This is a genomic window from Sphingosinithalassobacter tenebrarum, from assembly GCF_011057975.1.
Classification (GTDB): Bacteria; Pseudomonadota; Alphaproteobacteria; order Sphingomonadales; family Sphingomonadaceae; genus Sphingomonas; species Sphingomonas tenebrarum.
The window spans coordinates 2,523,477-2,541,196 of sequence record NZ_CP049109.1 but is presented as its reverse complement, the minus strand read 5'-3'; the positions used below and the strand labels follow the sequence as shown (position 1 = coordinate 2,541,196).

Below are 17,720 nucleotides of genomic sequence, written 5' to 3'. Positions count from 1 at the left end.
CGTCTTCCCGCCCGAGATTTTCTTCATGAGAAATATTCGCTCCGTTACGGAACTATCCCTAGGGGGGATTCCAGTACGGGCATCAATCGGCATGTCTATAATGACCAGGGATTAATCCGCGGGTGCCCAAGTGCGGCGACCTTGCGTCATTCAGGATCGGCCGTGCTGAAATCCATTTCCATCTCCCGCAAGCTTGCGGGCGCCTTTTCCGCTGTATTCATTGCCGCGATCGTCACCCTGGGGATCGTCTATGTCGCCGCCGAGCGCGTGACCTATCTCACCGAGGTCAGCGATCGCGCGGATGCCGAGCAGGCGCTTGCCGCCCGCGCGGAAAATTCGCTGCTCGTCGCGGTGGCGAATTTGCAGGCCTTTGCCGTGAGCCATCAGCCGGACGATGCCGCCGCCTATCGCGCCGCGATCGAGGATTTCCGATCGGCGACCAAGGAACTGGCGCCGATGCTGACCGAACCGAAGGACGTCGCGCTCCTCGAGAACACGGTGGCCGCCGCGGACAAATGGGTGCGGGAGACGGCCGAGCCGGTGCTGGCGACGATGAGCACGACGGATCGTGCGCGCGTCGAAGCCTTGCTCAAGGGCGACAACGGTTCGCATGCGCTACGCGATCTTGTTGCCGGAGCCGAGGAACTGCGCGTCGAGAAATTCGAGGAAGTGCAGGAGAATCTGCACCGCATGCACGATGCGAGCGACGTCGGCGAATGGAGCGTTCTGATCGGCGGCATGCTGATGGCGCTGGTTTCGATATTTCTGTGGCTGACGCTGCGCCAGTTGCTCGGCCGCCCGGTGGTGAAGCTGACGCAGGTGATGCGCGCGCTGGCGGGCGGCAACAATGCAGTCGAGGTGCCCGATGCCGAGCGTCGCGACGAACTGGGAGACATGGCGCGCGCGGTGCTCGTGTTCCGCGACACCGCCGTCGCCAAGGAAGCCGCCGATCGCGAAAAAGCCGCGGCCGATGCCGAGCAGCGCACCGTGGTGGAAACGCTGTCCGAACGGCTGGGCAGGGTCGCCGGGGGCGATCTGACCGCGTCGATCAGCGGTGAGTTCCCGACCAGCTACGCCGTGCTGCGCGATAATTACAACGCTGCGCTCGGTTCGCTTCGCGAGGTTATCGCGACGGTCGTCGTCAGCGCCGGAACGATCCGCGGCAGCTCCGGCGAAGTCGCGGTGGTTTCCGAGGATCTCGCCAAGCGCGCCGAATCGAATGCGGCGAGCCTGGAGGAAACGTCGGCGGCTTTGTGCCAGATGGACGACCGGCTGCGCGGAACCGCCGAAGCGGCGGCTGATACGGTGGCGAGCAGCACGGCGACGCAGAAGGCAACCGGCGACGGACGCATTGTCACCGATGGCGCGGTGCAGGCGATGACTCGCGTCGCGGCCGGGGCCGAGGGCATCGACGACGTGATCGAGGGCCTCGACAAGATCGCCTTCCAGACACGAGTGCTCGCGATGAACGCTGCCGTGGAAGCGGGCCGGGCGGGCGAGGCAGGCCGCGGCTTCGCGGTCGTCGCCGATCTCGTATCGGCACTGGCGATGCGCGCCGAAGAGGAAGCCAAGCGCGCGCGCGAGCAGCTCGAATCGACTCAGGCGGATATCGGCTGCGCGGTTGAGGCGGTGCGCAACGTCGATGTCGCGCTCCACGGCATTGCCGAGGGGGTCGACAAGATGTCGGATCTGGTGAACGGCATTGCGCGCGACAATCAGGCGCAGTCCGCTGCGCTGACGCAGATCAACGTCGCGATCGGCAGCATGGATCGTGCGACCCAGCAGAATGCAGCGATGGTGGAGGAAAGCTCTGCCGCATCGCGGACCCTGGCAGGCGAGGCGAACACGCTGGCCGAACTGACGGCGCGGTTCGTGACCGGCGGCGGAAAGCGCCCGTTGCAGGTGTCCGGGGGGCGGACGTCGGTCGCATCGGTGCCGCTGGTGGCGATGGCCTGACGCGCGAACCGCAGACTGCCGGGCTTGCTGCACTGCACAATAAACTGCTTTACAGTGGGGGCGGCGCGGATTAGAGGCGCCGTCCCTTTTGCCATATCGGTCGGGCTCTTCGAGACCCGCCGGGCGCGGCCGGCGTGCCGGACTCGTGTTCCTTGGCAGCGGGGATCGACTTTGTAGCTCAATGGCAGAGCACTTGGCATTGCAACCAAGCGGTTGGCGGTTCGATTCCGCCCTCAGTACGCATAGCTCAGACGGATAGAGCAACAGACTGATAATCTGTGTGTCGCGGGTTCGACTCCCGCTGCGGCAAGACCTTGTAACGGTCTCCAAATGACGGGAGGCCGGAGCGACATTCAGGCTGACGCGCGAGAGAGCGGCTCCGGCTGCCCGATCGCGCCGATGCCACTCGGTTTCCGGCCCTGCGCCGGCGAGGATACCGGCAGCACGCGGCCGGGCGTGCGGCAAGACTCCCGAAGGTGGATGCGTCCGCCGGTCGCGGTCTTGTCAGATCGCCTGGAAGTACTGCCTGAATCGCCGGACCGCCGCGCAATCGGGGAATGCAGCTCCGGCCGACCTTTCTCTTGTCGATATCGCCGATATGAATGCCGTCTCCGTCAGGCGATACGTATGCCACTTGCCTATTTGTATCTATGCTGCACTGCAGCAAAATAATAGTTGCATTTGTTACCTCCTCGACATAAACGCGCGCTCCCGCTGCGGAATCGGCCGCGGCGGCATGAGCAAAGAGGAGGGCCGGCGATGATCAAGTCTGTTGTCATTGCTGAAAACCAGCGCGGCCTCCTCATCCGGGATGGCCGCGTCATCACTGTGCTTGGACCGGGGCGTCACCGCTTCGTGGACTGGCTGAATCGTGCCCGCCTCGAAGTCTATCCGGCGACGGGCCTGTTTCAGTCGCCCTGGGCCGACATCGTCGCAAAGCAGCACCCGGAGCTCGCAGAAGGCAATTTCGTGAGCGTGCGGCCGGGCGAAGGTGAAGTCGGCATTGTCCGGGTCGATGGCCGCACGGCGTATCTCGTGCGGCCGGGCATGTCGGCGCATGTCTGGAACGTGCTTGAGGACGTCACCGTCGAGACGATCGACGTCGATGCGCAGCCGAAGCTCGACAAGCGTCAGCTTGCCGCGTTCGAAACGGCGACGATCGTGGGCGGCGCCGTGCCGGCGCCGATCGCGGCCGTCCTGGTCGATCAGGCCGAGGCGGGGCTCGTCTTCTTCGACGGCGAACTCGTCGAGAGCGTCGGTCCGGGCCGGTACGGCTACTGGCAGCTCGGCCGCAAGGTCGCGGCGCGGACGTTCGATATGCGTCCGCAGCCGGTGGAAGTGTCGGCGCAGGAGATCCTGACCCGGGATCGCGTCTCGCTGCGCGTCACGCTGACCGCGTTCGTCCAGGTGGCGGATGCGCGGCAGGCGGCGCTCGGCGTGCCGGACTTCCAGGCGCACGTCTACAAGCTCGTCCAGTTCGCGGTCCGCGAGGCCGTGGGCGGCCGGACGCTCGATCAGCTGCTCAACGATCGCGAAGCGGTCGATGGCGAGATCGTGGCGCATGTCCGGGCGGAGCTTGGCGAGATCGGGGTTCGGGTCACCCAACTCGGGATCAAGGACGTGATCCTGCCGGGCGACATGCGCGAGCTGCTCAACAAGGTCGTCGAGGCGGAAAAGGTCGCGCAGGCGAACCTGATCCGCCGACGTGAAGAGACGGCCGCGACGCGCAGCCTGCTCAACACGGCGAAGCTGATGGAGGACAATCCGACGCTGCTTCGCCTGAAGGAGCTCGAGGCGCTCGAGCGCGTGACCGAGAAGATCGGGCGGATCGACCTCCACACGGGGGCGGGCGCCGGTCTCGGCGGCGTGCTCGATCAGCTCGTCAGCCTGAAGAGCGCATGATGGACGGGCGGGAAGCAACTGCTTCCCGCCCGTTTTTCATATCCGGCACCGGGACGGTCGCTGTCGGTGGCGCGTGGTATCGCAGGGGCGTGGCCTTATTCTGCCGCATTGCAGCGAAGGCGATGCGCGGCTAACAGAAAAACAGCTTCAAGACGGTTCGGCCCGCGCCTGCCGGAACCGGTGGAAAATCAACGGAAAAGGGGTGAGATCGATGCAAGACGCGGAAATGACGGCCAAGATCGCCGAAGGTAAGGGATTCATCGCGGCGCTCGATCAGAGCGGCGGTTCGACGCCCAAGGCGCTGCGCGGATACGGCATCGAGGAAAGCGAATATTCGGGCGACGAGGAAATGTTCGCACTCATCCACAAGATGCGCAGCCGGATCATCAGCTCGCCCGTCTTCACCGGCGACAAGGTGATCGGCGCGATCCTGTTCGAAAAGACGATGGACGGCCAGGTCGGCGGCAAGCCGACTCCGACTGCGCTCAAGGACAAGGGCGTCGTTCCCTTCATCAAGATCGACAAGGGCCTCGAAGCCGAAGAAAACGGCGTTCAGATGATGAAGCCGATGCCCGAGCTCGATGCGCTGCTCAAGCGGGCCAAGGGGCTGGGCGTGTTCGGCACCAAGGAACGCTCGGTGATCAACGCTGCCAACCAGGCCGGGATCGAAGCGATCGTCAAGCAGCAGTTCGAAGTGGGTCAGCAGGTGCTTGCCGCCGGGCTGATGCCGATCCTCGAGCCCGAAGTGAACATCAAGAGCGCCGACCGCGCCGAATCCGACGTGATCCTGCTCGCCGAAATCGCCAAGCAGCTCGCGGCGATGCCGGGTGACGACAAGGTGATGCTCAAGCTGTCGATCCCGGCGGTTGCCGGCACCTTCGATCCGCTGGTCGATCATCCCCGCGTGCTGCGCGTCGTTGCGCTGTCGGGCGGATATAGCCGCCCCGAGGCCTGCGCCGAGCTGGCGAAGAACAAGGGCATGATCGCGAGCTTCAGCCGTGCGCTGCTGCAGGATCTGCGCGCCCAGATGAGCGACGCGGAATTCGACGCAGCGCTGGGCGGTGCGATCGACGAAATCTATGCGGCTTCGGTGGAAAAGACGACCGTAGCCGCCTGATCTTGCGGCATTGTCGCTCGACAAGCGGAAGCTGAGCGCGCAATCCTGACCCGAGATTTCGGGGGGATAATATGCGGGTGTTTCGGGAAGGGGCGCTTGCCTTCGCCATTCTGGTGGCGGGGGCGACGCCCTCCCTGGCGCAGGACAGCGACAAGGCGCATGGCAATGCGGCGCTGACCGCTGCATCCGGCGGTAGCGGAACCGCTTATGTCAGTGGTTTCGACAGCGAGGAGGCGCATGCCTTCGGCGCCTGGATCAATCGTTTCAACGATGCGGCGCGGATCTCGCTGTCTCAGGTGTCCGGGCTTCAGGCCGCCTGGAATGCCGCTTCGCAATCGGGGGACGTGGAGGGACTGGCAAAGCGTTTCCGGCCGACCCTGGAACGTACGCGCGCGGCGATCACGCAGTCCAATGCCGCGCTTCGTGCGCTGGACACACCGGAATTCCCGGGGCTGGATCTTGCCGAGCCGTTCCAGCCGGCCCGGCTGGTGGAGCAGATGCTGGCGCTCAACGAGCAGCTGAGCGGCATGCTCGATCAGTTCGAGCGTTTTGCCGAGGCAGTGTCGGCGCATGATCGTGCCGCGATGATGCAATCGATCGAAGCGTTCCTGCGGACGACGAAAATGGTGATCGAATCGCGCAGGCTGCTTGCCGAGGCCGAGCTGGCGGCGATCGATCCGCAGTCTTCCGATTATGAATATGCGCGGTTCAATGTTGTCCTGCTGGGTTCGGGCGTGCGCGTGCTGGAAAGCCTCGGACTGCTGTTGAACGGCGGCGACGATCCCGCCTTTGATGAAGACCTGGCGCGGATGGCCGACGAAATCGACGCGATCGTCGCCGAAGGACGGCGCAAGCTCGGCGTTGAAATGGCAGCGGTCAAAACCACCCTGGCATCCGCGCGCGGCGCCGAAGCGGAGAGCCTTGAACGGCGCCGCCGGATGCAGCTTCTCGATGCGGAGGTATTCGATCTTGCCGCGGCCTATGCCGCGATGCTGCGCGCGGCGGGTGAGGATATCCGCAGCCACGGGCTTTCGATGGAACGTCTGCAGCCGCTTTCGACCAGGATGAACGAGGCACGGATGCAGCTGAACCAGATCGTTCTGCGTCAGAATGCTATCTTTTCCGGCGAGGAATGATCGCCTGCCGCGACGGCTCTGGTTGACGTCGGCGCCGGGGCGTCCGATTTGCCGGTGATCATCCCGATCCGCGTTCACAGATAGAGAAACGATGTCCGACGATTTGCCCCTGCCCGACGATGATCCGCTCGGCCCGATCGACGCGCGCTTTGCCGAGCGTTTCCAGCGCGACGACAGTCGCGAGCCGTGCCAGCTCTATCTGATCTCGCCGCTCGATGTCGGCGGCGATTTTTCCGATCGGCTGCGCCGCGCGCTGGAAGCGGGGCCGGTCGCGGCGTTCCAGTTCCGCGTCAAGGGCGTCGACCAGCATGAGGCCGCAAGGCTCGCCGAGCCGCTGCAGGCGATCTGCGCCGAACATGACGTCGCCTTCATCGTCAACGATGATGTGAGTCTGGCCAAGAGGCTCGGTGCCGACGGCGTGCATCTGGGGCAGGGGGACGGCGATGCGCGCGAGGCGCGGGCGGTGCTCGGCCCTTCGGTGCAGATCGGCGTGACCTGTCACGACAGCCGCCATCTTGCGATGGAAGCAGGCGAGGCGGGGGCTGACTATGTCGCATTCGGCAGCTTCTATCCGACGACGACCAAGGAAGTCCGCCACCATCCCGAGCCGGTCATTCTGAGCTGGTGGTCGGCGCTGTTCGAACTGCCGTGCGTCGCGATCGGCGGAATCACGCCGGGCAATGCCGCGCCGCTGGTGGCGGCCGGGGCGGATTTCCTGGCGGTGTCGGGCGCGGTGTGGAATGGCGACGAGGCGGCGGCGGTGCAGGCCTTTGCCGAGGTGCTGGCGGCGCAGCCCTAAAACCAGTTGCGGCCCGAGCGGATGCGCTGGTGCGGCTGAAACAATGTCCGCGCCGCGCGTGAGGCATTGCGCATCACGATCAGCAATTCGTCACCAGCTTCGATGCGATCATCGCTTGCCGGGCGCGTAATATGCTCGTCGCCGCGCCGGATCTGGACGATGAAAAGCGCCGATTCGGCCATCTTCTCCACCGTTGCGACGGTCATGCCGCAGACTTCGGCATTTTCGGGCACGTGGGTACGCTCGAGTTCGAGCCCCATCTTGCCCAGCTCGGCGCGCGAGGCCTGCACGCCGTCGTCGGTCTTGGTCCATTTGCCGCGCGGGAACAGGATCATCCGCGCGATCCGCTCGGCGCCGATATGCGTCGGGAAGACGATATGGTCGGCGCCTGCATGGCGCAGCTTGCGATCGGTGGTGGGCGCCTCGCCGCGCGCGATGATTTCGACGTCGGGATTGAGACTGCGCGCGCTGAGGCTGATGAAGACATTGGAGGCGTCGTTCGGCAATACGGTGGCGAGCGCGCGGGCGCGGCGGACCCCGGCAGAGATCAGCACGTCCTCGTCGGTCGCCTCGCCGTGCAGGCAGAGATGGCCTGCCTCTTCGGCCTCGTGGAAGCGCGCTTCCTCGCGCTCTATCACGACCAGCGGCACCTTGGCTTCGGCGAGGTCGCTGGCCAGCATCTGACCGATCCGGCCATAGCCGCAGATAACGACGTGGTGGTTGAGCTTGTCGATACGCGCCTGCATCCGCGTGGCTCCCAATATGCTGCGTAGCTGAATGACCGTGAAGAACTGCACCAGCGCGCTGGTCAGCAATATCATCCCGGTGCAGCCGAGCACCATCGTCGCGACGGTGACGATGTGGAGATATTGCGTGTCGACCGGGCGGACTTCACCATAGCCGACGGTGTAGATGGTGAGCAGCACCATGTAGCTGGCGTCGGTGAAGCTCCAGCCCGCGGCCATATAGGCGATCGTCGACAGCGCGGTGACCGACACCACGAAGATCAGGATCGTCACCAGATTGCGTATCGGCGAGCCGAGCAGGCTTTCCGCGCCGGACCAGAGGTGTCGCATTATGGTGCGCGACTGTGATGACCGGACGGGCGGCTGTCCAGCGCGGAAACCCCGTAGCGTTCGAATCGTTGTCCTTGCGAAATGGCGGCGATGCTTGCCGCGAAAGAATGAGAGGAGATGGCGTTTTGGGTCGCATGTTCCGGCGGATCGGACGGTCGCTCGCGGCACTGGTGCTGCTGGTGCTTGCCGGCCTGGCGGCGCTGGTGCGGATCGAAGTGCATCCGGCGCAGAGCGTGGCGGCCGAGCGCCCGACGCAGCCCGTCGCCGTGGTGCAGGACGCATCCGGCGCCTCGGCCGACATGCAGCCGACCGGCGAGCCCGCACCGGCCGCGGCTTCCGCGCCGGTGGCGACTGGCGACGCGCCGGTGCTGATGATGCCGGTCAGCGGCGTGGCGGCCGCGGATCTGTACGATAGCTGGGGCGATCCGCGCGGTGGGGGCGAGCGCACGCACACCGGCATCGACATCATGGCGCCGGGCGGGACGCTGGTGGTCGCCGCCGCATCGGGCACGATCGAGAAGCTCTACAGGAGCGAAGGCGGAGGCGGAATCACGCTCTACCAGCGTTCGGACGATGGCAAATGGAGCTTCTACTATGCTCATCTCGGTGGATATGCGCCCGGCATCACCGAGGGGATGCACGTCGAGGCGGGCGACTCCATCGCCTATGTCGGCGACACCGGCAATGCGGCGCCGGGCAACCATCACCTGCATTTCGCCGTATCGGCGATGCAGTCCGATGAGGGATGGTGGCAAGGGACACCGATCAACCCCTATCCGCTGCTTGCGGAGGGACGGTCCGGCGGTTAAAGGCCGCGCTCGCTCTTTCCCAACCAGAATATAGGCGATCCCATGAAGATCAGCGGCGTGGAAATCCGTCCCGGCAATATCATCGAATATGAAGGCGGCATCTGGCGCGCCGTGAAGATTCAGCACACCCAGCCCGGCAAGGGCGGCGCCTATATGCAGGTGGAGCTCAAGAATCTGCGCGACGGACGCAAGAACAATGTTCGCTTCCGTTCGGCGGAGACCGTCGAGCGCGTGCGGCTCGACACCAAGGATTTCCAGTTCCTGTTCGCCGACGGCGACATGCTGACTTTCATGGACAAGGAAACCTACGAGCAGATCACGCTGCCGCAGGACCTGCTCGGCGATGCCGCCGCGTTCCTGCAGGACGGCATGGATGTGCTGATGGAAATGTATGAGGAAGAGCCGCTCAGCGTGCAGCTTCCCGACCAGATCGAAGCGACGATCGTCGAAGCCGATGCCGTGGTGAAGGGGCAGACCGCCTCTTCGAGCTACAAGCCCGCTGTACTCGACAACGGCGTGCGCATCATGGTGCCGCCGCATATCGAAAGCGGCACGCGCGTGATCGTCGATGTATATGAACAGACTTATGTGAAGCGGGCCGACTGATGACCTTTCGAGCAACCCTAGCCGCCGCGGCGCTGACCGCGACATTCATCGCCATGCCGGCAGCCGCGCAGGATGCGGCTGGTGCCGAGCAGGGCGCATCTGCGCCGACCGCCCAGCAAATCGAGGACGGCGGCGCGACGCTGTCGCTGCTCGTTGCCACGCTGCGTTCGGATACCGCCACCCAGCCGGTCAAGGACGCGATCTTTCGCTGCATGTTCGTCGCGCCCGTCGGGAAGATTTCCGAAGCCGCGACCGAAGTGATCGCGCGCAATCCGCAGCTGCAGGAGCTGGACCCGACCCAGGCGCGCGCGCAGGCGATCGCCGCAGTGTGCCAGGTTCCCGTGGAAGGCGAGGCGGCTCAGCCGGCTCCCGCCCCCGAATCGCAGTCGCGCTGATGGTATCGCATTCCGGCCTCGTCACCGTTATGGAGCGCGCCGCCCGCAAGGCGGGGCCGCGGTTGCGCCGCGACTTCAATGAAGTCCAGCAGCTTCAGGTCTCCAAAAAGGGGCCAGCCGACTTCGTTTCCGCCGCCGATCGCCGCGCCGAGGACACGCTGGTCGAGGAATTGCGCAAGGCGCGCCCCGACTGGGGTTTCCTGGTCGAGGAATCGGGTGAGATCGAAGGCGACCCGGACAAGCCGCGCTGGATCATCGATCCGCTCGACGGTACCACCAACTTCCTCCACGGCATCCCGCATTTCTGCATCTCGATCGCAGTCGAGGATCCGCGCGGCGCGCAGGGCAAGCCCGAGGTCACGCACGGCTATATCTATCAGCCGCTGACCGACGAGAGCTTCTGGGCCGAAAAGGGCAGGGGAGCGTGGTTGCAGGACCAGCGCCTGCGCGTTTCGGCGCGGCGCCATCTCGACGAGGCGCTGATCGCGACGGGCATTCCGTTCCTGGGACACGGCAATTTCGCCGAATGGAACCGCATTTTCGGTGCGGTCGCGCCCGAAGTGGCGGGAATCCGCCGGCTCGGTTCGGCCGCGCTCGATCTCGCCTGGGTCGCTGCCGGCCGGTTCGACGGCTATTGGGAAAGCGATCTTCAGCCCTGGGATGTCGCGGCGGGCATCCTGATCGTCAAGGAAGCCGGGGGCTTCGTCACCGACTATCGCGGGCAGGACCGGGCGATGGAGCGCAGCCAGTTCCTTGCGGCCAACGACGTTCTCCATTCGAAGCTGCACAAGCTGGTCGCCGGGGCGCTTCGGTGAAGCTCTGGCTCGGGCTGCTGGTCGTCGCGCTGCTCTCGCCGGCGCAGTCGACCGGGCCCCGGGCCGTTTTCACCATCGACGCCGGTCACCGCCTGATCGAGGGGATCGCGGCAAGCCCGCGCGGCATCTATTTCTCGTCAATCGTCGATCGCGAGGTCGGGTTGCGCGGCGAAGATGGCAGTCTTCGCTTCTGGCGCCTGCCCGATGCCTATGCCGCGCCTTTCGGCATCGCCTATGATGCGCAACGCGACTGGTTGTGGATCGCGGCGCAATGCCCGGAAAAACCCCGGGTCAGTCCGTGCGGCGATCCCGCGCTGATCGCGGTCGATGCGAATTTCGACGTGCGGCGGCATCTGACGGTGCAGGGCGCGTTTCATCCCGGCGACGTTTCGGCTGGCGGCGGCTCCGTGTTCGTCAGCGATAGCGGCAACGGTGCGGTCTATCGCTGCGGCAAGGACTGTACCGCGCTGGAGCAACTCACCGGCCCGCGCGAGCGCGGCAGCGCGCAGGGCAGTACGCTCGATTCCGATGGCAGCCATCTGATCTACGCCGATTATCGGGCCGGCATCATGCGAATCGATCTGGCGACGGGCGAGGCGCGGGCGGTGGCCACGGCCGATGAAAGGCGGCTGCGCGGGATCGACGGGCTGGTTCGCGTCGGCGATCGTTATGTCGGCGTGTTCAATGCCTCCGTTCCCGGCGCGCTGATCAGCTTCGCGATCGATGCCGAGGGGCGGCTCGCCGATCCGGGAAAGGTGGAGGATGGCGGCGTGATCGGCGATCCGACGCAACTGGCGTTGCGCGGAGAGGAACTGCTGTTCATCGGGGATTCGCAATGGAGCCGCTTTGCCGGCGACGATCCCGTCGCGGCGGACGATCCGCAGCCGACCACGATCTTTGCGTTGCCGGTCGACGCCGTCAGTGGCGATTGAGCATATGCCTCGTACCTGCCCGGAGGGAAAGGCTTTGTTGCGAATGATTCTCAGGGCCTGCGGGCCTTGCGGCCCGGAAGGCACGGTCCTAGAAGCGCCCTAAGTTTCCGCAACCGCGAGAAGGCCCCTTGGTCGACCTCAGCCAATATCTGCCGATCCTGCTCTTTCTGGGCGTGGCATTGGCGCTCTCCGCCGCTTTCGTGTTCCTGCCCATGCTGGTGGGCCGTTTGACCGGTGCGCATAAGCCCAGCCCTGAAAAGCTGTCCGAATATGAATGCGGTTTCCCCGCGTTCGAGGATCCGCGCCACCAGTTCGACGTCCGCTTCTATCTGGTCGCGATCCTGTTCATCGTGTTCGACCTCGAAGCGGCCTTCCTGTTTCCCTGGGCGGTCAGCGTGTTCGATCTGGGCTGGGTGGCCTGGATCTCGATGATGGTGTTCATCGCCGAGCTTGCACTCGGTCTCGTCTATGCGTGGAAGAAGGGAGCGCTGGAATGGGAGTAGACCTTACTACGCCGCCGCCCCCGGGCACTGCGCCGGATGCCGGCTTCTACAACGACATCAACGCCGAGCTGGGCGACAAGGGCTTTCTGGTCACGTCGACCGAAGAGCTGTTCCAGTGGGCGCGCACCGGTTCGCTGTGGTGGATGACCTTCGGTCTCGCCTGCTGCGCGGTCGAGATGATTCACGTCAACATGCCGCGTTATGACATGGAGCGGTTCGGCGCCGCGCCGCGCGCCAGCCCGCGTCAGTCGGACGTGATGATCGTCGCCGGTACGCTGTGCAACAAGATGGCGCCGGCGTTGCGCCGCGTCTACGATCAGATGTCCGAACCGAAATATGTCATTTCGATGGGCAGCTGCGCCAATGGCGGCGGCTATTACCACTATAGCTACAGCGTCGTGCGCGGATGCGATCGCATCGTGCCGGTCGACATCTATGTGCCCGGCTGCCCGCCGACGGCCGAGGCATTGCTCTATGGCGTGATGCAGCTTCAGCGGAAGATCCGCCGCATCGGGACGATCGAACGCTGATGCGCGGCGTTGCGACACTGGCGGCATGTGCTGCGCTGGCCCTTGGCGGGGCGGCGCACGCGACTCAGGACGCGTGGTTGCCTGCCACTGCCGCCGACGGCGCGTTCACGGTCGATACGCCGTGCTCGTCCGAAGAGATCGCGCAGTTCAGCCAGTTTCCAGATCTGACACCGGGTTTCAGGCTCGTCCCCGAGTCGCGTGTCGTGTGCAAGAAGGGCGGCTTCCTGATGGTGGCCGGCATATTCGCGCCGGAAGGCTATCCCGAGGACGGGCCGGCCTTGTTCGACCTTTTCGAAGATATGCTTCAGAAGGTGCCGGGCGCCACGACGATTCGTTCGCTCGTCGTCGACGGTCGCCGGACCATCGTCAATCGCGAGGAGCGCGATGGCAGTGTCGCACAGACCCAGGTGATCGAATTCGGCCATTCGCGTGCCATCATGATCATCGGCGGCTATGGCGAGGATGACGGCCTGGCCGTTGCCGATCAGCATGCGCTGGTCGATCGTTTTTTTGGTTCCGTTCGAGTGCATGAGCAATGACGCAGCGCCATCCCGCTCCCAAATTCGCCGCCAATGACGGTGTGATTGAAGCTGCCTCGGCTGCGCTGGGCGGCATGCTGCTCGCCAGCGAGGACGCCGTGGGCGAAGTCAATCTGACGCTCGACCGCGAACGCCTTGTCGAGGCGATGGAGCTGCTGCGCACCACGCCGGGCCTTGAATATCAGATGCTGATGGAGATCGCCGGCGTCGACTATCCGTCGCGTCCCGAGCGGTTCGAAGTCGTTTACATGCTGCTCAGCGTCACGCGGAATCATCGTATCAAGGTTCGCGTGCAGACCGATGAGGTCAAGCCGGTGCCGAGCGTCACCGGCATCTGGCCGGTCGCCGGCTGGCTCGAGCGCGAAGTGTACGACATGTATGGCGTGCTGTTCGACGGCAACCCGGACCTGCGCCGCATCCTCACCGATTACGGCTTTGTCGGCCATCCGCAGCGCAAGGACTTCCCGCTCTCGGGCTATGTCGAGCTGCGCTATTCCGAGGAAGCAAAGCGCGTTGTCTATGAGCCGGTGCAGCTGGCGCAGGATTTCCGCAATTTCGATTTCATGAGCCCGTGGGAAGGCGCCGAATATATCCTTCCCGGCGACGAGAAGGCCGAGGGCAAGGTGCCCGAAGCCAAGGGCGCGCCTTCGCCGGTGAAGGCTGACGAGATCAAGAAGGCCGACGCCGCCGCCGACAAGAAGGGTGAGGCTAAGGTCGAAGAGCCCAAGACCACCGACAACACCGCACAGAGCGGGGCGGGGCAGCCGCATCCGGGCAACAAGTCCGAGGAAAAGCCCGATGACCCCGATGTCATGCCCACCAAGAAAGGGGGGCAGAACGAATGACTGACACCGTCGAACAGATGATGGAAACGCCCGCCAAGGATCCGGCGACCGGCGATACCGCCATCGCCAATTACACGATCAATTTCGGCCCGCAGCATCCCGCCGCGCACGGCGTGCTGCGGCTCGTGATGGAGCTGGACGGCGAGATCGTCGAACGCGTCGATCCGCATGTCGGGCTGCTCCATCGCGGCACCGAAAAGCTGATCGAGTACAAGACCTATGCGCAGGCGCTCCCGTACATGGACCGCCTCGATTACTGTTCGCCGCTGTGCCAGGAGCACAGCTTCGTGCTCGCGGTCGAAAAGCTGCTCGATCTCGAAGTGCCGATCCGTGCGCAATATCTGCGTGTGTTCTTCGCCGAGCTGACGCGTATTTCGAACCATATGCTGAACCTCGGTTCGCACGTGATGGACGTCGGCGCGATGACGCCGAACCTGTGGATGTTCGAGCTGCGCGAGGATTGCCTCAACTTCTTCGAGCGCGTTTCGGGCGCGCGGATGCACTCCAACTATTTCCGCGTCGGCGGCGTCCATCAGGATGCGCCGCTCAAGCTGCTCACCGATATCGGCGACTGGCTCGATACGCGGCTGCCCCAGATGTTCGGCGATGCGATCAGCCTGGTCGCGGAAAACCGCATCTTCAAACAGCGCAATGTCGATATCGCCGTGGTCAGCCGCGAAGACGCGATGCGCTGGGGCTTTTCGGGGCCGATGATCCGCGCGGCGGGCATCCCCTGGGATATCCGCAAGAGCCAGCCCTACGACGTCTATGATCGGATGGAATTCGACATTCCCGTCGGCACCAAGGGCGATTGCTATGATCGCTTCATGGTCCGCGTGAAGGAAGTCTATGAATCCGCCCGCATCATGAAACAATGCCTCGCGGAAATGCCCGAAGGCCCCATCATGACGCTCGACCGCAAGGTCGGCCCGCCCAAGCGCGGCGAAATGAAGCATTCGATGGAAGCGCTGATCCATCACTTCAAGCTATACAGCGAAGGCTATCACGTCCCCGCGGGCGACGTGTATGTCGCGACCGAAAGCCCCAAGGGCGAATTCGGCATCTATATGGTGAGCGACGGCACCAACAAGCCGTACCGCTGCAAGATCCGCCCCACTGCGTTCAGCCACCTCCAGGCGTTCGATTTCATGGGCAAGGGGCACATGCTGGCCGATACCACCGCCATATTGGGCGCGATGGATATCGTGTTCGGGGAGTGTGACCGGTGAGGCGTGCGGTTGGTGAACTTGTCGCGGCGGCGAGCGCGATCGTTGTCACTGTGTCGCTGGTTTCGAGCGGGCATGAAAATGCCGCTTATGCGTTGGCGCTCGCCTGTATGGTCGGCGCCATAGCAATTGCCGCCCATGATCGTTGGCTGGCGGCTCATACGAAAAGAGAAGCTGATGGCCGCTAAAACCATCCCCGATACCCCGGAAATCCGCGAGCGCTGGAGCGGCTTTGCCTGGACCAAGGCGAATGCCGCCAAGGCGAAGGAAATCCGTTCGCGCTATCCCGAGGGGCGTCAGCAAAGCTGCACCATTCCCTATCTCGACCTCGCCCAGCGGCAGGTGGGGATGGAAACGGGCACGCAGGGCTGGCTGCCGATTCCGGTGATCGAATATGTCGCGAAGGAACTCGATCTCGCGGTGATCCGCGTGCTCGAAGTCGCGACCTTCTACACGATGTTCAACGTGACGCCCGTCGGCAAGCATCACGTTCAGGTGTGCGGCACCACGCCGTGCTGGCTGCGCGGCAGCGACGAAGTGTTCCGCGCATGCAAGGACAAGGGCATGGCCAAGGGCCATACCACCGAGGACGGGCTGTGGACGCTCACCGAAGTCGAATGCATGGGCAATTGCGCCTCGGCGCCGATGGTGCAGATCAACGACGATAATTTCGAGGATTTGGATTACGAGCGGACCACCGCGATCCTGAACGCGCTGGAAAAGGGCGAAAGCCCCAAGCCGGGCACGCAAGAGCCGGGCCGCCACACGGTCGAGCCTTCGGGCGGGCCGACGACGCTGACCGAGATGGTGAGCGAGAACCACGATTATCGCGGAGAATGGGCATGAGCGGCAACAACAAGAGCCTGATCGTCACCATCCTCGCCATCATCGGCGGGATTGTCGTGCTGGGCTGGCTGCTCAAGGCCACGCTGCATCTGCTCGGCCCGCTGATCCTGATCGGGCTGGCCATTCTGATTTACGTCGTATTCTTCAAGGACAAGTCGAAACGATGAGCGACTTCACGCCTCTCGCCGACAAGGACCGCATCTTCACCAATGTCTACGGCTATCAGCCGTGGAACATCGATGCCGCCATGAAGCGCGGCGACTGGGACAATACCAAGGCGCTGCTTGACCTCGGCAATGATACGATCATCGATCGGATCAAGGCCTCGGGCCTGCGCGGTCGCGGCGGGGCGGGGTTCCCGACCGGCGTGAAGTGGAGCTTCATGCCCAAGGAGCCGACGCCCGAGCGTCCGAGCTTCCTCGTCATCAACGCCGACGAATCCGAGCCCGGTTCGTGCAAGGACCGCGAGATCATCCGCCACGATCCGCACAAGCTGATCGAAGGCGCGCTGGTCGCCGGTTTCGCGATGCGCGCGCGGGCGGCGTACATCTATATTCGCGGCGAATATATCCGCGAGGCCGAGACGCTGTTCGCGGCGATCGCCGAATCCTATGACAAGGGTTTCATCGGCAAGAATGCCTGCGGTTCGGGCTATGATTTCGACGTCTTCTGCCATCGCGGCGCGGGCGCCTATATCTGCGGCGAAGAGACCGCGATGCTCGAAAGCCTTGAAGGCAAGAAGGGCCAGCCGCGCCTCAAGCCGCCCTTCCCGGCGGGTGCGGGCCTCTATGGCTGTCCGACCACGGTCAACAATGTCGAATCGATTGCAGTCGCGCCGACGATCCTGCGGCGCGGGCCGGAGTGGTTCTCCTCCTTCGGGCGCGAGAACAACAAGGGCACCAAGCTCTTCCAGATCAGCGGCCATGTGAACAAGCCGTGCGTGGTCGAGGAGGCAATGTCGATCCCGTTCCGCGAACTGATCGAGCGCCATTGCGGCGGCATTCGCGGCGGGTGGGACAATCTGCTCGCGGTGATCCCGGGCGGCTCCTCGGTGCCGCTCGTCCCGGCGGCCGAGATCATGGATGCGCCGATGGATTTCGACGGGCTGAAAGAGCTCAAATCGGGCCTCGGCACTGCCGCCGTCATCGTGATGGACAAGTCGACCGACATTGTTCAGGCGATCAGCCGCATCAGCTATTTCTACAAGCATGAAAGCTGCGGCCAATGCACGCCCTGCCGCGAAGGCACCGGCTGGATGTGGCGCGTGATGGAACGGCTGCGCACCGGCGAGGCCGATATTTCCGAAATCGATACGCTGTTCCAGGTGACCAAGCAGGTCGAAGGCCACACCATCTGCGCGCTGGGCGACGCGGCCGCATGGCCGATCCAGGGCCTGATTCGCCATTTCCGACCCGAGCTCGAACGTCGGATTGCCGAGAAGAATGGCGGCGGCGCGATGATGGCGGCTGCGGAGTGACGCGATAGACCTTCTGTTCGATCTGGTCGCTTATCTGGGCGACCTCATCCCGCCCAGGGATGATCGGGGCAGGCGGTGGCATCGTGTCGGTTGCCTTGTCGCATTGCCTCTTGTCGCGATTGCGGCCGCAGTCCTGATCGCCGTCATTCTGCTCCAAGAATAGCATCGAATCCCAAAGCTTTCCGTCGACGTAATTGACGCATTTTTCCAC

19 protein-coding genes and 2 tRNA genes are annotated in these 17,720 nt (G+C 64.3%); 20 read left to right on the top strand and 1 reads right to left on the bottom strand.

Features of this window, described 5'->3' with window-relative positions:
• Positions 1-162 precede the first annotated feature (162 nt).
• From G5C33_RS12585 to thiE, 7 genes are all read left to right on the top strand, one after another.
• On the top strand, positions 163-1,956 hold the full coding sequence (locus G5C33_RS12585; protein ID WP_228275056.1) for a methyl-accepting chemotaxis protein: 1,794 nt from the start codon (positions 163-165) through the stop codon (positions 1,954-1,956).
• Positions 1,957-2,131: 175 nt separating this feature from the next.
• Positions 2,132-2,189, top strand: a tRNA-Gln gene (locus G5C33_RS12580).
• Positions 2,190-2,192: 3 nt separating this feature from the next.
• Positions 2,193-2,265: transfer RNA gene (locus tag G5C33_RS12575), tRNA-Ile, on the top strand.
• A 450-nt stretch (positions 2,266-2,715) separates the two neighbouring features.
• Positions 2,716-3,858: a slipin family protein gene (locus G5C33_RS12570; protein ID WP_165327532.1), complete on the top strand. Its 1,143-nt coding sequence runs from the start codon at positions 2,716-2,718 to the stop codon at positions 3,856-3,858.
• A 211-nt stretch (positions 3,859-4,069) separates the two neighbouring features.
• Complete coding sequence (locus tag G5C33_RS12565; RefSeq protein ID WP_165327531.1) at positions 4,070-4,975, top strand: fructose bisphosphate aldolase; 906 nt, start codon at positions 4,070-4,072, stop codon at positions 4,973-4,975.
• A 71-nt stretch (positions 4,976-5,046) separates the two neighbouring features.
• Complete coding sequence (locus tag G5C33_RS12560; RefSeq protein WP_165327530.1) at positions 5,047-6,111, top strand: hypothetical protein; 1,065 nt, start codon at positions 5,047-5,049, stop codon at positions 6,109-6,111.
• Positions 6,112-6,202: 91 nt separating this feature from the next.
• On the top strand, positions 6,203-6,910 hold the full coding sequence (thiE, locus tag G5C33_RS12555; RefSeq protein ID WP_206518556.1) for a thiamine phosphate synthase: 708 nt from the start codon (positions 6,203-6,205) through the stop codon (positions 6,908-6,910).
• Here thiE and G5C33_RS12550 read toward each other — a convergent pair.
• Complete coding sequence (locus G5C33_RS12550; RefSeq protein ID WP_165327529.1) at positions 6,907-7,986, bottom strand: potassium channel family protein; 1,080 nt, start codon at positions 7,984-7,986, stop codon at positions 6,907-6,909. The genes thiE and G5C33_RS12550 overlap by 4 nt on opposite strands.
• A 134-nt stretch (positions 7,987-8,120) precedes the next feature.
• Between G5C33_RS12550 and G5C33_RS12545 the strand changes: the two genes are divergently transcribed.
• From G5C33_RS12545 to nuoF, 13 genes are all read left to right on the top strand, one after another.
• Positions 8,121-8,795: a M23 family metallopeptidase gene (locus G5C33_RS12545; RefSeq protein ID WP_228275294.1), complete on the top strand. Its 675-nt coding sequence runs from the start codon at positions 8,121-8,123 to the stop codon at positions 8,793-8,795.
• A gap of 42 nt (positions 8,796-8,837) precedes the next feature.
• Entirely contained in the window at positions 8,838-9,401 is a 564-nt protein-coding gene (gene efp / locus G5C33_RS12540; protein ID WP_165327528.1) for an elongation factor P, read from the top strand.
• The gene (locus G5C33_RS12535; RefSeq protein WP_165327527.1) at positions 9,401-9,796 is read left to right on the top strand and encodes a hypothetical protein; all 396 of its coding nucleotides are present in this window, start codon (positions 9,401-9,403) and stop codon (positions 9,794-9,796) included. The genes efp and G5C33_RS12535 overlap by 1 nt, the downstream gene beginning before the upstream one ends.
• Entirely contained in the window at positions 9,796-10,611 is an 816-nt protein-coding gene (locus G5C33_RS12530) for an inositol monophosphatase family protein (protein ID WP_165327526.1), read from the top strand. The genes G5C33_RS12535 and G5C33_RS12530 overlap by 1 nt, the downstream gene beginning before the upstream one ends.
• A complete protein-coding gene (locus G5C33_RS12525; RefSeq protein WP_165327525.1) occupies positions 10,608-11,543 on the top strand; it encodes an SMP-30/gluconolactonase/LRE family protein in 936 nt (311 codons plus the stop codon). The genes G5C33_RS12530 and G5C33_RS12525 overlap by 4 nt, the downstream gene beginning before the upstream one ends.
• Positions 11,544-11,671: 128 nt before the next feature.
• Entirely contained in the window at positions 11,672-12,046 is a 375-nt protein-coding gene (locus tag G5C33_RS12520) for an NADH-quinone oxidoreductase subunit A (protein ID WP_165327524.1), read from the top strand.
• Positions 12,037-12,576 carry a NuoB/complex I 20 kDa subunit family protein gene (locus tag G5C33_RS12515; protein WP_165327523.1) on the top strand — a complete coding sequence of 180 codons (540 nt, stop codon included), beginning with the start codon at positions 12,037-12,039 and terminating at the stop codon, positions 12,574-12,576. The genes G5C33_RS12520 and G5C33_RS12515 overlap by 10 nt, the downstream gene beginning before the upstream one ends.
• Complete coding sequence (locus G5C33_RS12510; RefSeq protein WP_165327522.1) at positions 12,576-13,115, top strand: hypothetical protein; 540 nt, start codon at positions 12,576-12,578, stop codon at positions 13,113-13,115. Before G5C33_RS12515 ends, G5C33_RS12510 begins: the two co-directional genes overlap by 1 nt.
• The gene (locus tag G5C33_RS12505; protein ID WP_165327521.1) at positions 13,112-13,960 is read left to right on the top strand and encodes an NADH-quinone oxidoreductase subunit C; all 849 of its coding nucleotides are present in this window, start codon (positions 13,112-13,114) and stop codon (positions 13,958-13,960) included. Before G5C33_RS12510 ends, G5C33_RS12505 begins: the two co-directional genes overlap by 4 nt.
• A complete protein-coding gene (locus tag G5C33_RS12500; protein ID WP_165327520.1) occupies positions 13,957-15,189 on the top strand; it encodes an NADH-quinone oxidoreductase subunit D in 1,233 nt (410 codons plus the stop codon). The genes G5C33_RS12505 and G5C33_RS12500 overlap by 4 nt, the downstream gene beginning before the upstream one ends.
• A 174-nt stretch (positions 15,190-15,363) precedes the next feature.
• Positions 15,364-16,032: a complex I 24 kDa subunit family protein gene (locus G5C33_RS12495; RefSeq protein ID WP_165327519.1), complete on the top strand. Its 669-nt coding sequence runs from the start codon at positions 15,364-15,366 to the stop codon at positions 16,030-16,032.
• Positions 16,029-16,199, top strand: coding sequence for a hypothetical protein (locus G5C33_RS12490; RefSeq protein WP_165327518.1), 171 nt, complete (start codon positions 16,029-16,031; stop codon positions 16,197-16,199). Before G5C33_RS12495 ends, G5C33_RS12490 begins: the two co-directional genes overlap by 4 nt.
• Positions 16,196-17,509, top strand: coding sequence for an NADH-quinone oxidoreductase subunit NuoF (gene nuoF, locus G5C33_RS12485; protein ID WP_165327517.1), 1,314 nt, complete (start codon positions 16,196-16,198; stop codon positions 17,507-17,509). Before G5C33_RS12490 ends, nuoF begins: the two co-directional genes overlap by 4 nt.
• Positions 17,510-17,720 lie beyond the last annotated feature (211 nt).

Excerpts from the sequence above, each read along its gene's own strand:
- G5C33_RS12570 (WP_165327532.1), top strand. The coding sequence starts at position 2,716 with ATGATCAAGTCTGTTGTCATTGCTGAAAACCAGCGCGGCCTCCTCATC.
- G5C33_RS12565 (WP_165327531.1), top strand. The coding sequence starts at position 4,070 with ATGCAAGACGCGGAAATGACGGCCAAGATCGCCGAAGGTAAGGGATTC.
- G5C33_RS12560 (WP_165327530.1), top strand. The coding sequence starts at position 5,047 with ATGCGGGTGTTTCGGGAAGGGGCGCTTGCCTTCGCCATTCTGGTGGCG.
- thiE (WP_206518556.1), top strand. The coding sequence starts at position 6,203 with ATGTCCGACGATTTGCCCCTGCCCGACGATGATCCGCTCGGCCCGATC.
- G5C33_RS12550 (WP_165327529.1), bottom strand. The coding sequence starts at position 7,986 with ATGCGACACCTCTGGTCCGGCGCGGAAAGCCTGCTCGGCTCGCCGATA.
- G5C33_RS12545 (WP_228275294.1), top strand. The coding sequence starts at position 8,121 with ATGTTCCGGCGGATCGGACGGTCGCTCGCGGCACTGGTGCTGCTGGTG.
- efp (WP_165327528.1), top strand. The coding sequence starts at position 8,838 with ATGAAGATCAGCGGCGTGGAAATCCGTCCCGGCAATATCATCGAATAT.
- G5C33_RS12535 (WP_165327527.1), top strand. The coding sequence starts at position 9,401 with ATGACCTTTCGAGCAACCCTAGCCGCCGCGGCGCTGACCGCGACATTC.
- G5C33_RS12530 (WP_165327526.1), top strand. The coding sequence starts at position 9,796 with ATGGTATCGCATTCCGGCCTCGTCACCGTTATGGAGCGCGCCGCCCGC.
- G5C33_RS12515 (WP_165327523.1), top strand. The coding sequence starts at position 12,037 with ATGGGAGTAGACCTTACTACGCCGCCGCCCCCGGGCACTGCGCCGGAT.
- G5C33_RS12510 (WP_165327522.1), top strand. The coding sequence starts at position 12,576 with ATGCGCGGCGTTGCGACACTGGCGGCATGTGCTGCGCTGGCCCTTGGC.
- G5C33_RS12505 (WP_165327521.1), top strand. The coding sequence starts at position 13,112 with ATGACGCAGCGCCATCCCGCTCCCAAATTCGCCGCCAATGACGGTGTG.
- G5C33_RS12500 (WP_165327520.1), top strand. The coding sequence starts at position 13,957 with ATGACTGACACCGTCGAACAGATGATGGAAACGCCCGCCAAGGATCCG.
- G5C33_RS12495 (WP_165327519.1), top strand. The coding sequence starts at position 15,364 with ATGGCCGCTAAAACCATCCCCGATACCCCGGAAATCCGCGAGCGCTGG.
- G5C33_RS12490 (WP_165327518.1), top strand. The coding sequence starts at position 16,029 with ATGAGCGGCAACAACAAGAGCCTGATCGTCACCATCCTCGCCATCATC.
- nuoF (WP_165327517.1), top strand. The coding sequence starts at position 16,196 with ATGAGCGACTTCACGCCTCTCGCCGACAAGGACCGCATCTTCACCAAT.